Annotated in this window: 17 protein-coding genes and 1 tRNA gene; 11 read left to right on the top strand and 7 right to left on the bottom strand. The window is 68.6% G+C overall.

Going from position 1 to position 13,804, the window contains the following annotated elements:
• Both msrB and AC14A7_RS00475 read left to right on the top strand, forming a co-directional pair.
• The coding region (msrB, locus tag AC14A7_RS00480; protein WP_484005900.1) for a peptide-methionine (R)-S-oxide reductase MsrB at positions 1-251 on the top strand (251 nt) is incomplete at its 5' end.
• Positions 248-790, top strand: coding sequence for a nitroreductase family protein (locus tag AC14A7_RS00475; RefSeq protein WP_484005898.1), 543 nt, complete (start codon positions 248-250; stop codon positions 788-790). The genes msrB and AC14A7_RS00475, both read left to right, overlap by 4 nt.
• Here AC14A7_RS00475 and AC14A7_RS00470 read toward each other — a convergent pair.
• On the bottom strand, positions 759-1,730 hold the full coding sequence (locus tag AC14A7_RS00470) for a DMT family transporter (protein WP_484005897.1): 972 nt from the start codon (positions 1,728-1,730) through the stop codon (positions 759-761). The genes AC14A7_RS00475 and AC14A7_RS00470 overlap by 32 nt on opposite strands.
• A gap of 23 nt (positions 1,731-1,753) precedes the next feature.
• Here AC14A7_RS00470 and AC14A7_RS00465 point away from each other — a divergent pair.
• Positions 1,754-1,827 (top strand) — tRNA-Thr (locus tag AC14A7_RS00465).
• 133 nt (positions 1,828-1,960) lie between these two features.
• Here the strand turns inward: AC14A7_RS00465 and AC14A7_RS00460 are convergent.
• Positions 1,961-2,386: a MarR family winged helix-turn-helix transcriptional regulator gene (locus AC14A7_RS00460; RefSeq protein ID WP_484005895.1), complete on the bottom strand. Its 426-nt coding sequence runs from the start codon at positions 2,384-2,386 to the stop codon at positions 1,961-1,963.
• A gap of 54 nt (positions 2,387-2,440) precedes the next feature.
• Between AC14A7_RS00460 and AC14A7_RS00455 the strand changes: the two genes are divergently transcribed.
• Positions 2,441-2,812 carry a VOC family protein gene (locus AC14A7_RS00455; RefSeq protein WP_484005893.1) on the top strand — a complete coding sequence of 124 codons (372 nt, stop codon included), beginning with the start codon at positions 2,441-2,443 and terminating at the stop codon, positions 2,810-2,812.
• Here the strand turns inward: AC14A7_RS00455 and AC14A7_RS00450 are convergent, their stop codons facing one another.
• A complete protein-coding gene (locus AC14A7_RS00450) occupies positions 2,813-4,063 on the bottom strand; it encodes a hypothetical protein (RefSeq protein ID WP_484005891.1) in 1,251 nt (416 codons plus the stop codon). It lies immediately after the preceding gene.
• Between the two features lie 79 nt (positions 4,064-4,142).
• Between AC14A7_RS00450 and AC14A7_RS00445 the strand changes: the two genes are divergently transcribed.
• The 5 genes from AC14A7_RS00445 to AC14A7_RS00425 all read left to right on the top strand — a co-directional run bounded on the left by AC14A7_RS00445 (position 4,143) and on the right by AC14A7_RS00425 (position 7,848).
• Positions 4,143-4,580, top strand: a complete 438-nt coding sequence (locus AC14A7_RS00445) for a VOC family protein (RefSeq protein ID WP_484005890.1) — start codon at positions 4,143-4,145, stop codon at positions 4,578-4,580.
• Positions 4,581-4,704: 124 nt separating this feature from the next.
• A complete protein-coding gene (locus AC14A7_RS00440; protein ID WP_484005889.1) occupies positions 4,705-5,505 on the top strand; it encodes an MTAP family purine nucleoside phosphorylase in 801 nt (266 codons plus the stop codon).
• A complete protein-coding gene (locus AC14A7_RS00435; RefSeq protein ID WP_484005888.1) occupies positions 5,502-6,539 on the top strand; it encodes an NAD-dependent epimerase/dehydratase family protein in 1,038 nt (345 codons plus the stop codon). Before AC14A7_RS00440 ends, AC14A7_RS00435 begins: the two co-directional genes overlap by 4 nt.
• Positions 6,536-7,201 (top strand): glycosyltransferase family 2 protein, encoded by a 666-nt coding sequence (locus tag AC14A7_RS00430; RefSeq protein ID WP_484005886.1) that lies wholly within the window; start codon positions 6,536-6,538, stop codon positions 7,199-7,201. Before AC14A7_RS00435 ends, AC14A7_RS00430 begins: the two co-directional genes overlap by 4 nt.
• A complete protein-coding gene (locus tag AC14A7_RS00425) occupies positions 7,198-7,848 on the top strand; it encodes a TIGR04282 family arsenosugar biosynthesis glycosyltransferase (protein ID WP_484005884.1) in 651 nt (216 codons plus the stop codon). Before AC14A7_RS00430 ends, AC14A7_RS00425 begins: the two co-directional genes overlap by 4 nt.
• Here AC14A7_RS00425 and AC14A7_RS00420 read toward each other — a convergent pair.
• The 4 genes from AC14A7_RS00420 to AC14A7_RS00405 form a co-directional block, all read right to left on the bottom strand.
• A complete protein-coding gene (locus tag AC14A7_RS00420) occupies positions 7,769-8,227 on the bottom strand; it encodes a hypothetical protein (RefSeq protein WP_484005882.1) in 459 nt (152 codons plus the stop codon). The genes AC14A7_RS00425 and AC14A7_RS00420 overlap by 80 nt on opposite strands.
• Positions 8,227-9,534, bottom strand: coding sequence for a molybdopterin-dependent oxidoreductase (locus tag AC14A7_RS00415; RefSeq protein ID WP_484005881.1), 1,308 nt, complete (start codon positions 9,532-9,534; stop codon positions 8,227-8,229). The genes AC14A7_RS00420 and AC14A7_RS00415 overlap by 1 nt, the downstream gene beginning before the upstream one ends.
• A gap of 86 nt (positions 9,535-9,620) precedes the next feature.
• Positions 9,621-10,766, bottom strand: a complete 1,146-nt coding sequence (locus tag AC14A7_RS00410; RefSeq protein ID WP_484005879.1) for a sensor histidine kinase — start codon at positions 10,764-10,766, stop codon at positions 9,621-9,623.
• Positions 10,763-11,494: a response regulator transcription factor gene (locus tag AC14A7_RS00405; protein ID WP_484005877.1), complete on the bottom strand. Its 732-nt coding sequence runs from the start codon at positions 11,492-11,494 to the stop codon at positions 10,763-10,765. Before AC14A7_RS00405 ends, AC14A7_RS00410 begins: the two co-directional genes overlap by 4 nt.
• A 124-nt stretch (positions 11,495-11,618) precedes the next feature.
• Between AC14A7_RS00405 and AC14A7_RS00400 the strand changes: the two genes are divergently transcribed.
• Both AC14A7_RS00400 and AC14A7_RS00395 read left to right on the top strand, forming a co-directional pair.
• On the top strand, positions 11,619-12,308 hold the full coding sequence (locus tag AC14A7_RS00400) for a class I SAM-dependent methyltransferase (RefSeq protein ID WP_484005876.1): 690 nt from the start codon (positions 11,619-11,621) through the stop codon (positions 12,306-12,308).
• Positions 12,309-12,340: 32 nt separating this feature from the next.
• Complete coding sequence (locus AC14A7_RS00395; RefSeq protein ID WP_484005874.1) at positions 12,341-13,627, top strand: hypothetical protein; 1,287 nt, start codon at positions 12,341-12,343, stop codon at positions 13,625-13,627.
• Positions 13,628-13,804: the final 177 nt, after the last annotated feature.

Raw genomic sequence — 13,804 nt, 5'->3', positions numbered from 1 at the left:
ACGAGCTGTTCAAGAGCGGCACCAAGTTCGACTCCAACTGCGGCTGGCCGAGCTTCTACGAGTCGATCAACCCGGATGCGGTTGAGCTTCTCGAAGACACCACCCTCGGCATGACCCGCACCGAGGTGCGCTGCGCTAACTGCGGCTCGCACCTCGGCCACGTGTTCGACGACGGCTTCGGCACCCCGACCGGCGACCGCTACTGCATGAACTCCCTCTCGCTGGAGTTCAAAGAAGAGCCAGCCGAGTGACCGCGCGCGATGCCGCGCTGCGTCGCCGCTCCCGCTCGAGCGTGACGGCTGACGCACCGACCCGCGAGCAGCTGCTGCCCCTCATCGAGGCCGCGGCGACCGTCGCCGACCACGGCGACCTCAAGCCGTGGCGTCTTATCGAGCTGCGTGGCGACGCCCGCGAGCGCCTCGGCGCAGCCTTCGTCGAAGCGAGCGGGCTCGAGGGAAAGGATGCGGCCAAGCTGGCCGCGAAGCCGCTGCGGGCATCCCTGCTCATCGCCGTCGTCGCAAGCTACAAGCCGAGCTTCAAGGTGCCGCGGTGGGAGCAGGAGGCGGTGGCCTCTGGCGTCGCGCACCTGCTGTCGCTGCTGCTCGATGAGGCGGGCTGGGGCGTCATGTGGCGCACCGGCGGGCACACCCGCCACGGCGCCGTGCACCGCATGCACGAGCTCGGGCCCGATGAGGAGCTGCTCGGCTGGCTCTACGTCGGCGGCATCGAGAAGATCAAGGCAGAGAAGAAGCACAAGTTCAACGCGTCGCGGTTCCTGACGTCTTTGTAGGGCGTCCGGCGGTCGCGACGATCACGACGGCGACGAGGGCGAGGGCGATGCCGACGAGGGTCGTCCACTGGATGCCGTGGCCGGCCACCGGAACCACGATGTCGAGCACGAGCGACCCGAGCAGCTGCCCGCTGATGGTGCCGAGCGTCAGCAGCAGCACGCCCGTGATGCCGACGACGACCGTGCCGAGGGCGATGAAGACGATGCCGAGTGCCCCACCCGCGTAGAGCACCGGGTTGGTGGGGAAAGCCTCCGGAACCCCGACCACGAGCGCGTGCACGATCGCGGCGACGAGCAGCACCACGGTGCCGACGAGGAAGTTGCCGAAGGTCGCGGTGAGCACCGACCCCGCCACCACGCGGATCTGCCCGTTGACCGCCTGCTGCCAGGCCAGCGCGAGCCCGGAGAGGAACGGCAGCACGAACAGCCACTGGCTCGTGCCCCCGCCGAGCTGGGATGAGCCGGCGATCGCCACCGCCGCGAGCGCGAGCAGCGAGCCGACGACGCGCTGCGCGTTGATGGCACGCGGCTCGTGGGTGCCGAGGCCGATCCGGTCGATGACCACCCCGCTCACCGTCTGCCCGCAGACGATGCCGATCGAGAACAGCGCGACCCCGAGGGCAGCGGATGCGAGCCCCTGCGTCAGCACGAAGAACGCCCCAGAGACCCCGCCGATCGTGTACCACCACGGAATCTGCCCGCTCGTGATCGCGTCGCGCACCCGCCCGATGCCGACGCGGCCCTTCTTCATGAGCAGCATGCCGAGAAGCAGGATGACAAGGCCGCTGCCGAAGGAGATGAGGGCTGCGATATAGCCGTCCTCCAGTTCGGCGCCGAGCTGTCCGTTGATGCGAGACTGCACCGCGATGCCGAGCCCGCACGAGACGGCACCCGCCACAGCGAGGGGCAGCACTCTGCGCGATCTCGGGGCGGCATCCATCCCGTCTATTATTGAGGGGTTTCGCCCCCTTAGCTCAGTTGGCCAGAGCACCGCTCTTGTAAAGCGGGGGTCGTCGGTTCGAATCCGACAGGGGGCTCCGCCAGAAATCGACACAGATGTGTCGATTTCTGCCGGAGCCCGCATGGGCAGGGACTCGTTGATCGAATGACGAGAACCCCGCCTTGCAAGCCCGGCAAGAAACCAGCGCTGGCAAAGCCCGCTCCCCGAGGTCAGCCGTTAAGCGACCGAATCACCGATGCAAGCCCGCTCCCCAGGGCATTGCGCTCCCCCGCCGTCAACCCGGCCAGCATCCAATGCTCGACCTCGTCTACGAGCACCTGAGCCTCATCCAGCGCCCGCGACCCGTCGGCGGTGAGTTCGGCCGGCAACGCACGCGCGGTCTCGGCGACGATGGGCCGCACCACCAACCCGCGATCCACCAGCTGCTGCAGCATCACGTTCATCGACTGCCGCGTGACGAAGGTGCGCCGGGCGAGCTCTGAGGCCGAGATGCCTGGCTCGAGTCGCAGGTGAAAGAGGCACGAGTAGTGCGACACCGTCAGGTCGAGCGGCTTCAGCGCCTCCTCCATTCGCAGGTGCAGCAGCGACTGCGCCTGCTTCAGCAGGTAGCCGATCGGTGGTGACGTGTTGCTCATGTCAGTATTCTGACATACGCGGTATGTAAGGAAACTGACATTAGGAGAACCACCGTGGCCGTCACCGGACCAGACTTCATCGCCCTGCAGGTACGCGACCTCGAGAAGGCCGCCGCCTTCTACGAGACCGTCGTCGGACTCACCCGCGCCCCCGTCTCGCCGCCGCACGCCGTCGTCTTCGACACCCAGCCGACCTTCGCGGTGCGCGAGCCGGCCCCTGGCGTCGACCTCGACGCGGGCCCGGCGGGACTCGGCGTCGCCCTGTGGCTGCATGACCCGGATGCCGCCGCCCTTCACGACACCATCGCCGCATCCGGCGCGGTCATCGCCACGCCCCCGTTCGACGGACCCTTCGGCACGACCTTCGTCTTCCAGGACCTCGACGGCTACCTCGTGACCGTGCACGATCGCGGCACGCGCGGCTGACTACCCGCGGCACCCAGTGAACGCGGTGACCTGAATCCCCTCCGTGGTTCCGCGGATGGATGCCTGAACCACTCCCCGGGTGACGGTCGACGTGTAGATAGCGGTGCCGGTCGCCTGATCGGAGTGGGTGAATCCACCCCTCTCCCAGACCGCTGTAATCGAGTCGTAGGCCGGAGTGGCCGTGTCTCCCACCTCGAACACGCTCAACAACAGAGTGCCCTCCGCTCGCGAGAGGCCTGCGGTCGCACACGGCACCAGGTGCACCTCCGGGGAGCCGGGAGCACTCGACGCGTCGGCAGTGGCAAGAAGGAAGTCAGTCAACGCTGCGGAATCTGCAGCTAGGTGAGCGGCAAGCACCGACGGACTGGTGGGCGCCCTTCCGTCGAGAGCCAGGGGCAGGTCGTCTGGTTCAGCGGTGCCGAGAGGGAGCCCGACGAATCCCGAGACCGAGGTCGCGTCGCCCTCGACCACGAACGCCGTCCGCGGCCGCCGCTCGACGTCGTCCCCGCGTAGCCCTGCCAGTGTGGCGCTCACCCGAGCGGGCTCGGAGGACTGCACCGATAGTCGTGGCCGCGGATCCCGTTGTGTCGGTTCGACCGAACGGACGCGGTGAACGCCGGGGTCACTCGCGAGGATCTCAAGCTCGCTGATCACGGCGGCTGACGGCCCGGCCAACGAGACATCTACGGCCACTCGATCGATCGAGAAACCGACACGCACCGAATCGTAGGAATCGGAGGCGAGAACGTCACTCGCGCGAATGGCCGCGGCCGCGTCATCCAATCGCGTCCCGTCGGCCAGCTGAAGGCTGACCTCTGTGCCTGAAATAGCGACGGACTCGACGAACGGCAGCACGCGCAACGTTCGGGCGCGGTCGGCGACAGCGCTGCTCGGATCGCCGAGGGAGACCGGCGCCATTCCCAATGCTTCGGGGAATCGCAGAGTGACATCGGCCACCGCTCCCGCTGGAGGCTGGATGCTCCACACCCCATCGGCAACAGACTTGAGCCCGTCAGCGGAGGCTGCCGTGACGTCGAGGTTGACGCGCCACTCGTCAGGCCTGTCCTTCGGATCGACCGCCGTGACGCGAGCCTCCGCATGTGAAACCCCCGGAAGCGCCCGCACCTCGGCGGCGTAGACGTCGGCCGCTGCGATCAGCCCGTCCGGCGGGGAGGGAAAAAGTGAACACCCGGATAGGCCGAGCGCGAGTGCCACGACGACCGCCAGTACGCGAACAACTCTCGGGCTCATGAATCGACCGTGTCATCCATTCGGCCCGCGGTCTATGCGTCTCTGGGCTGATCTTGTCGCCCTGAGTACCATCGAGACCATGCCCATCAAGCTCGAGAACGTCGGCATCGCTGTACGCGACATCGAGGAGGCCATCGCCTTCTTCACCGACCTCGGCCTGACCGTCGTCGGGCGCGACACGATCAGTGGCGAGTGGGCAGACACCGCCGTCGACCTCGATGGCAACCACGCCAAGATCGCGATCCTGCAGACCCCCGACGGGCACGGGCAGCTCGAGCTCTTCGAGTACATCCACCCCGACGCGATCGAGACAGAGCCGACCCTGCCCAACGAGATCGGGATGCACCGGGTCGCCTTCTCCGTCGACGACATCGACGCGTCGCTCGCGATCGCCGCGAAGCACGGCTGCTTCCCGCTGCGCGGCGTCGCGAACTATCAGGATGTCTACAAGCTCACCTACGTTCGAGGCCCCAGCGGCATCATCGTGATGCTGGCACAGGCTCTGACGAGAAACTGACCGCCAGGTCGGAAGGTTCCGAACCGGCTCACATCGACGCGGCAGGCACGGTGACAAAATTACGATTCACTGACAGCGTGCACTCAGCGCCGCCCGCACGATCACCAGCGACGAGACTGGGTGGATGACGACGCCCTCCGCCTCTATCGCCGTCATCGGCGGATCCGGTCTTTACCAGCTCTTCTCCGGCGCGGAGGAGACCACGATCGTCGCCACGCCCTACGGCCCCGTCGAACTCGCCTTCGGCACTCTCGGTGAGACGCGGGTGGCCTTCCTCCCTCGGCACGGCTCCACGCACTCTGTCGCACCGCACCTCATCAACTACCGGGCGAACATCTGGGCTCTCGCCCGGGTGGGAGTGCGGGCGATCGTCTCGACCGCTGCCGTCGGCGCGGTGAGCCCGGCGCACCCGGTCGGCTCGCTCGTGCTGGCCGACCAGTACATCGATCGCACCACAGGTCGTCACGACACCTTCTTCGACGAGGGATCCGTGCAGCACCTGGCGTCGGCCGACCCCTTCTGCCCAACCCTGCGCGCGATCGCCACCGACGTGCTCGATGACGAGGTGATCGCTTCGGGCACTGTCGTCGTCATCCAGGGTCCGCGGTTCTCGACCCGGGCCGAATCGGAGTGGTTTCGGGCGGCAGGCGCCCACCTCGTCAACATGACGCTGTACCCGGAGGTTCCCCTCGCCGCAGAGCTCGGCATCGGCACCGTCACCCTCGCCTACGTCACCGACAACGACGCGACTCCGTCGGACGGGGCCGTCAGCGCCGAGCTCGTCTTCGCCCGACTGCGGGACGCCCAGCCGCGCATCATCGACGCGGTCACCGCTATCACCGCGGCAATCCCCGCCGACTACACCCCGCGTGAGCTCATCGAGCGATCTGCCATCGACGCTGTTCTCGCGCGGCAGCCGCTGTGAGGGTGCTCGTCACCGGCGGCGCCGGCTTCATCGGCGGCGCGGTCGTGCAGCAGCTGCTCGCGAGTGGTGCCGAGGTGCGGGTGCTCGATTCCCTGCGGGCCGACGTCCATGGTGATGCCTCGTCGGCCGACCGCGGCGAGCTCGTCGTCGGCGATGTGCGTGACGAGACCGCCGTGCGCAGCGCGGTCGACGGTGTCGACGTGGTCGTGCACCAGGCGGCGAAGGTCGGCCTCGGCGTCGACTTCCGCGACGCCCCCGACTACGTCGGCTCGAACGACTTGGGCACCGCGGTGCTGCTGGCAGCCATGGCTGACGCTGGCGTACGCCGGCTGGTACTGGCTAGTTCCATGGTCGTCTACGGCGAGGGCGCGTACTCCGGGCCGAACGGACCAGCTCGGCCCGCAGCCCGACGGGTCGCGGACCTCGACAACGGCGTCTTCGATCCTCGCGACGATGACGGCACCGTGCTGGTGCCAGAGCTCATCGACGAGGACGCGGCCCTCGACCCCCGCAATGTCTACGCCGCGACGAAGCTCGCGCAGGAGCACCTTGCGAGCGCGTGGGCGCGGACGACAGGCGGGGTGAGCGCGGCCCTGAGGTACCACAACGTCTACGGCCCGGGCATGCCGCAGAACACCCCGTATGCCGGCGTCGCCTCGCTGTTCCGCTCGGCTCTCGAGCGCGGCGAGGTGCCACGGGTTTTCGAGGACGGCGGGCAGCGACGCGACTTCGTTCACGTTCGCGACGTGGCATCGGCGAACCTGGCCGCGCTGCGCTGGACGGGCGCGGAGCCCGCCGGCACCGTCCGCCCCTTCAACGTCGGCAGCGGCGAGGTGCGCACGATCGGCGACCTGGCCCGCGCGCTCAGCGACGTACCGCCACTCATCACCGGTGAGTACCGCCTCGGCGACGTGCGGCACATCACCGCGTCCTCGCAGCGACTGCGCGACGAGCTCGGCTGGGCACCTGCCGTCTCGTTCGACGACGGCATGCGGGAGTTTCGCACCGCCCCGCTGAGGGAGGCCGTGCGGTGACTGCGACGGTCGACGTAGTGCTGCCGTGCCTCAATGAGGCAGCGGCCCTCCCCTTCGTGCTCTCGCGCCTCCCTGAGGGATACCGCGCCATCGTCGTCGACAACGGGTCGACGGACGACTCCGCGGCTGTCGCCCGCAGGCTCGGCGCCACCGTTGTGACGGAGCCACGTCGCGGCTTCGGATCCGCCGCGCACGCTGGCCTCCTCGCCGCGACCGCACCCGTCGTCGCGTTCTGCGACGCCGACTCGTCGATGGACCCAGCAGACCTGCCACGCATTGTCGGCCTCGTCGTCGACGGCTCCGCCGACCTCGTGCTCGGCCGACGTCGTCCGACACGGGCGAGCGCGTGGCCGCTGCACGCGCGCCTGGCGAACCGCGGACTGTCGACCCTCATGCGCCGAGCTACCGGCCTCCGGCTGCACGACCTCGGGCCGATGCGCGCGGCCCGACGCGAGGGGCTCCTCGCACTCGATCTGCAGGACCGACGCAGCGGCTATCCCCTCGAGATGGTGCTGCGCGCACACCGCGCCGGGTGGCGCATCCTCGAGACCGACGTGCCCTACGCACCTCGGGTCGGTCGCTCCAAGGTGACCGGCACGGTGCGCGGAACCATCACCGCCATCAGCGACATGTCACGCCTTCTGGCAGCGGACCGCTCGTGACCGCGCTCGTCGTCATCGCGAAGGAACCGCTGCCGGGCAGGGCTAAGACCAGGCTGCATCCGCCTCTGTCGCTGGAGCAGGCGGCGCAGATCGCGGCGGCTGCGATCGACGACACCCTGCGTGCCATGGCGAGTGTTCCCGCCTCGCGGCGCATCCTGCTGTTCGAGGGCAGCAACGCCCCCGCCGCATCGGATGGCTACGAGCTGGTTCTCCAGACCAACGGCGGCCTCGACGAACGTCTCGCCGCTATCTTCGACGCGGTAAACGAGCCGATGCTGCTCATCGGCATGGACACCCCCCAGGTCACGGCAGAGCACGTCGCACCGGCCTTCGCGACGTGGGAGGTCGACGCGTGGTTCGGTCCGGCGACCGACGGCGGATTCTGGGCACTCGGCTTGCGCGAGCCGCGGGGCGACCTCATTCGTGGCGTGCCGATGTCGACCGACCGCACCGGCGGCATCCAGCTGGAGCGGCTTCGATCTGCCGGACTGACGGTTGGGATGCTGGCTGCCCTCGACGACGTCGACACCATCGACGATGCCCGCACAGTGGCCGCGCTGGCCCCGGCTACTCGGTTCGCGCGGCTGCTTCGCGATCTCGGTGAACTCGCGCCGCCACGAGATACGCTCCGCTTACCGCCGCGGTGACCACAGCCAGCCCGGCGTAGAAGGCCAGCAGGTTCGCCGCGTAGTCGAGGGGGAGGATGCTCGGGTTGGCCGTGCCGACCGCCTTCTTCACGATCTCGGGAAGAACCACCACCGTGACGATGACGGCGATGGCAGCGGCGCTCCGCACGATCACGACGACGGCGAATGGGATACGCGTGACGCGCCGCAGCAGAATGCTCGCGGCCGCGACGCCGATCGCCCCGATCCCGTCGTGGATGACGAGGGCACCGAGCAGCCACACGGCGATGCCGGGATACCGGTTCGGAGGAACCTCTGAGAGCAGCGCTCCGGCGGCGACGAGAAGCAGCACCACCCCCGTCGCGATGAGTGCGACCTGCCAGCGCTGGATCGCCGTCATCAGACCACCTCCAGCCGGCTGAGCCACTTGGTCTGCAGCACCCCGGGTCGGGCCGGGGCGATGATGCGGGCGGGGTACCCGTGGTCGAGATCGAGAGTCTGCCCGTCGACCTCGAGCGCGACGAGCGTGAGGTCGTCTTGCACGAACTCGGACTGCATGCTCGTTCTGCCGTACATGCTGTTCGTCTGCAGGCTGATGACACGAATGTCGGCGTCATCGCGAGCGCCAACGAGGCTAAGCAGGTCTTTGACCCGCACCCCCCGCCAGCTCGCATATTGGCTCCAGCCCTCGACGCACGCGATGGGCAGCACGGCCTCGTGCTGCGGCAGCGCCCGCAGCTCGGCGTAGTCGAGGCTGCGCTCGGTCACCCCGTTGACGACGGTCAGGCGCCAGTCGGCCGCGGTCGCGCTCTGCTCGACATCGGCCGCCCTGGCGGTGCGGTTCACCGGCAGCCCCTGCGGGCCGACGTCGTTCTTGCGCGCACCGAAGACGTTGACCCCGTCGAGCACGCGGAACGACTGCCCTGCCGTGAGGGAGACGAGAGCGGCGACGGCGACACCCGTTGTGGCGAGGAATCCGCGCCGACTGAGTTGCGTGCGCTCCCTCGACGGACGCGCACCCGGATCGCTGTCGATCCACGCCGCGATGCGACCGGTCACCCCGGCCGACTGATGCTTGCCGGTCAGTCGCCGGTACTCGTCGAACACCTCGAGCTCGGCATCGGCATCCGGTTCGTGGATGACGAGGTCGCCCTCGGCGTCGTACGCGTCGCTGCGGCGCCAGTATCTGGTGATGGTGCCGAGCTTGACGCCGATGTGGATGGCGAGCGACCCGACAACCACGAATGAGAGCACGAAGTGGGTGTGCCGGAACGAGAACGGAAAGAGCGCGTAGAACTGGTAGGTGTTGAGCAGCCCGATGGTGATCTCGACGAGCGACGCCGCGACGAACAGGGCGATGGATGCCCGCTCGAGAAAGTGGGCGAACGACCGCACCGGCGGCGACTGGAACAGCTCAGGGAAGACGGTGTACAGCTTCGCGAACAGCAGGGGGAACGCGGCGATACCCGAGGTGATGTGGATGCCCTGGGTCACCTGGTAGAGCCAGATCGGTCGGGTCGAGAACACCATCCACGGCGCCGGGTCCTGCAGGAAGTGGCTGAACAGCCCCGTGCCGAAGCACAGAAGGAAGGCGGCAGCGAGCAGCCGCCCGATAACGACGGCCATGCGCGGATTGCGCGACGGGGCGGCGAGACTGTGCCGCGCCTGATGCAGCAGGCGATGGATTCGCCACTTCAGAACGTACACGCGAAACCTCCCGTCGACTGCCAATCTAGGACGCCGTGCACGGCGACCCGCCCGGGGAAATGTGACGACCCGGAGACAGTTGCCGCCTAGGAGGCGACGCTGGGCAGCCGCACGTCGAACCGGCAGCCGCCCGGGATGTTCTGCACACTGATTCCGCCGGAGTGTGCCTCGACGATGCCCTGCACGATCGCGAGCCCGAGGCCGGCGCCCGGGGAGCGCCCCCACACCTGCTCCGGCGTGCGCGCGGAGGTCGCCTTCCACCCCGCATCGAAGACCTTGGCGAGGTCCTTCTCCGGAATTCCCCCGCCGGAGTCCTCCACGGTGAGCACCACGTCGCCGTTGTCCGCCCGCGACGTGCTCACCGAGATCTGGCTTCCGGAGGGCGAGTGCTCGATGGCGTTGATGAGCAGGTTGCCGATGACCCGTGCGAGCTCACGCGGGTCGCCGACGATCGTGTGGTCGGATCCCCCGGTCTCGATGAGCCGGATGGACCGGGAGGTCGCGAGCGCGCCCAGCTCGGCGACCGCGTCGCTCACGAGGTCGTAGAGCGAGACGGGCTCCATGCTCAGCGACAGAGTTCCGGAGTGGATCTTCGAGAGCTCGAACAGGTCGTCGACCATCACCGAGAGCCGGTCGACCTGCGACCTCATCTGCCGGTGGAAGCGCTGTGGGTCCTCGGCAAGCTCGTCTTCGAGCGCCTCGGCCATTGCGCGCAGGCCGGCCAGCGGCGTGCGGAGGTCGTGGGAGATCCAGGCGACGAGCTCGCGGCGGGAGGCATCGATGGTGGCGACCTCGTCACGCGCCTCGGCGAGCTTGCGGCTGGTGAGAGCCAGCTCGCTCGCCAGGGCGCCGAGTTCGCCGGTGCCGTGCGGTGCGGCATCCGTGTCGATGCGCTTTCCCTCGCCGAGCGCCTGAGCAAGAAGGCGCACCCGGTTGCTGCTGCGGGTGAAGGTGCGACCGAGGATGGCGGCGATCGCCAGTGACACGAGTGCGGATACACCAGCGACCCACACGGTCACGACGAGGTCGTGCGCGGAGATGTACATCGCCTGGGCTACAGCGACCATGCCCGCGGCGACCGAGAGGATCGCGGCGAGCACGATCACGATGAGCTGCATGAGCATCGACGATCGTCGCGCCAGTCGCAGCACGAGCAGGCCGAGTGCTCCGATTACCAGTGCGCAGCCCAGGGAGATGGCGGCGATGACAGCCAGATCGTAGAAGGAGATCACTGGGGCACCTCGATGTTGAGTCGGTAGCCGACCCCCCAGACCGTCGAGAGGATCTCGGGGGTGGTGGGGTCGCGCTCGATCTTCTCGCGCACCCGGCGAACGGTGACAGTGACCGTCGACAGGTCGCCGAACTCCCAGTGCCACACCGAGCGAAGGAGCTCCTCGCGGCTGAAGGCCCGACGGGGGTGCTTGAGGAAGAAGGAGAACAGCTCGTATTCGCGAGTAGAGAGCGCCAGCTCTGCGCCGTTCTTGGTGATGACCCGTGCCGAGGGGTCGAGAGCGAACTCGCCCAACTCGAAAGCGAGCTCCGGGGCGTACTCGCTGACGCTGCGCCGCAGGATCGACTGCACCCGCAGCACGAGCTCGCGCGGGGAGAACGGCTTGGGCAGGTAGTCGTCGGCGCCAGCCTCCAAGCCGTCGATGCGATCCTCCGTCGACCCGAGCGCCGTGAGCAGGATAATGGGAACGCTGCTCGAGGCGCGAATGCGGCGGCAGACGTCTGTTCCGTCGATGCCGGGCAGCATCCGATCGAGCAGGATGAGGTCGGGAGACAGGCGCGCCGCCGCGTCGATAGCGGCGAACCCGTCGGTCGCGGTGTCGACGATGAACCCTGCCGCCTGCAGATAGGTGGTCGCGACCTCGAGCACCGTCGGGTCATCCTCGACGATGAGCACGCGCCGATCGGCCAGGTCGCTGTTGCGCCGCGCAACGGGCAGAGGTGTGCTCACAGTCCCCACAGTAGGTTCGTCAGGTGTTGTTGCACAGCCATTGCGCACTCCGCGCCCCGGTCGTGTGCGTTTCGTAAGATCTCTACCGGCGACAACCACACCTCGCCTGCCTAGAGTCGAGACCGTGACCGCCTCCGCTCCCTCCCCGCCCCGCCGGTTCTTCGGCAGCGGCGCCAAGGAGCCATACGACCTCGCGCTTCGCGACTCCGATCGCGTGCTGCACCTCGTCGAGCAGGACAGCGCGAGCGACCCGGTTAGGCTCGACGTGTCGAAGTTCCTCGCGGATGCCGACGAGCACGACGCACATGCCCTCACGCACGCCCACGGCCCCGTTCTCGACCTCGGGTGCGGCCCCGGCCGCCTCGTGCGGGCCGCCATCCTCGGTGGCCACCTCGCTCTCGGCATCGACGCTTCTGGTGTCGCGGTGCGCATCGCCCAGGAGCACGGTCTGCCTGTGCTCTGCCGGTCGATCTTCCAGACTCTTCCCGCCGAGGGAACGTGGGGCACCGCGCTCATCATCGATGGCAATATCGGCATCGGCGGCGATCCTGCGGCGCTCCTGGCCCGGTGTGCCGAGCTCGTGCTCGGCGACACGGAGGGCAGGGTGCTCGTCGAGGCGCACCCCGACTCGAGCCGCGATCGGGTGTTCGACGCCGTCGTCGTCGACGACCTCGGCAGGTCGAGCCTGCCGTTCCCCTGGGCCGAAGTGGGAATCGAAGGACTCGTGCGATACGCCACGATCGCTGGACTGCGTCTCGTGCAGCAGTGGGAGCGGGGCGGACGCGTCTTCGCGGAGTTCGCGTGCACCCGGTGATCGATCGCCGGCCGCGGACACCGTGGATCGGTGTGGCCGTCGCGGTTGGGCTGGTCATCCTCGCGATGCTCGTTCCCGTGCTCTTCGGGCAGAACGTCTACGTTCGGTGGTTTCCCCCGTTGCACGCCGAATGGGCTCCGCGGGTCGGTCCCGGCACGGTTCCCACCCTTGTGCTCGCCGCCCTCGCGATCGTGTTCGCCCCGCGACTGGCCCTCGGTGTGCGGTGGCGCTGGCTGCTCATCGGCAGCTTCCTCGTCGCGCTCGCGTGGATGCTCAGTCTCGCGACCGTTGACGGACTCAACGGCATCGGCCACATCCTCGACACCCAGTACGAGTACCTGCGAACAGCTCGCAGCGTGACGGATGTCAGCGCCACGTTCCACGAGTACGTCTCGCGCATTCCCCTCGACTCGGTCGACAACTGGCCAGTGCACATCGCCGGCCATCCCGCGGGCGCGCTGCTGTTCTTCGTCGGGCTCGTGAAACTCGGGCTCGGCAGCGGGCTGTGCGCCGGCCTCGCCGTCATCGTCATCGCGGCGACGACACCGGTGGCCGTGCTCCTGACCGTTCGCCGTCTGGCGAGCGAGCAATTCGCCAGGGCGGCAGCGCCGTTCCTCGTCATGGGACCGGCTGCGATCTGGATGGCGGTATCGGCCGACGCGGTCTTCGGCGCGGTGGCCGCGTGGGGGCTGTGCTGTCTCGCGGTGGCCGCGACCTCGTCGCGGCGGGTCGCGATTGCCGGATGGAGCATCGCAGCCGGGCTGCTTCTCGGGTACTGCGTCATGCTGTCCTACGGCCTTCCGCTGCTCGGGGTGCTCGCCGTCGCGATCCTCGTCATTGCCCGCAACTGGGCGCCGCTGCCGTTCGCCGCGGTCGCCGCGGTCGCCGTCGTCGCTGCCTTCGCGCTCGCCGGCTTCGCCTGGTGGGAGGCGTACCCCGTGCTCGTCGAGCGCTACTGGGACGGCATCGCGAGCAGCCGCCCCTACTGGTACTGGATCTGGGGAAACCTTGCCGCTCTGGTGTTCAGTGCCGGCCCGCTCGTCGGCGCCTCCGTGGCCACGGCCGTCCGCGACTCGAGACCGCTGCGAACGATCATGTCCCGACCCGTCGTGCTGCTCACCGTCGCCGCCATTGCCACGGTCGCCATCGCCGACGTCTCCGGCATGAGCAAGGCCGAGGTCGAGCGCATCTGGCTGCCCTTCGTGCCGTGGCTGCTCGTGGCGACGGGCCTGCTCGACGTTCGCTGGCGTCGGTATGGGTTCGCAGCCCAGGTCGTGTTCGCGATCGTGGTGCAGCACCTGCTGCATACCGGCTGGTGACGGGTCGGCCGCGCTAGGCGATCGACCGGATGCCCCGCGCGACCACTGACGCGTCGTTGCCGAGGTCGTGCCCCACCCCGTCGACCACCCTCGCCGTCGCGGCAGGGAACGCCTTCGCGAAGAGCTCGAGGTGCTGCACTGGCACGATCTCGTCGTCTCGCCCGTGGAACAGGAACA

The sequence above is a fragment of the Conyzicola sp. genome (assembly GCF_057073975.1).
Note: the sequence above shows the minus strand (reverse complement) of the source record. Positions and strands in the feature narration are given on the sequence as shown.

Excerpts from the sequence above, each read along its gene's own strand:
- AC14A7_RS00460 (WP_484005895.1), bottom strand. The coding sequence starts at position 2,386 with ATGAGCAACACGTCACCACCGATCGGCTACCTGCTGAAGCAGGCGCAG.
- AC14A7_RS00470 (WP_484005897.1), bottom strand. The coding sequence starts at position 1,730 with ATGGATGCCGCCCCGAGATCGCGCAGAGTGCTGCCCCTCGCTGTGGCG.
- AC14A7_RS00420 (WP_484005882.1), bottom strand. The coding sequence starts at position 8,227 with ATGACGGCGATCCAGCGCTGGCAGGTCGCACTCATCGCGACGGGGGTG.
- AC14A7_RS00445 (WP_484005890.1), top strand. The coding sequence starts at position 4,143 with ATGCCCATCAAGCTCGAGAACGTCGGCATCGCTGTACGCGACATCGAG.
- AC14A7_RS00450 (WP_484005891.1), bottom strand. The coding sequence starts at position 4,063 with ATGAGCCCGAGAGTTGTTCGCGTACTGGCGGTCGTCGTGGCACTCGCG.
- AC14A7_RS00440 (WP_484005889.1), top strand. The coding sequence starts at position 4,705 with ATGACGACGCCCTCCGCCTCTATCGCCGTCATCGGCGGATCCGGTCTT.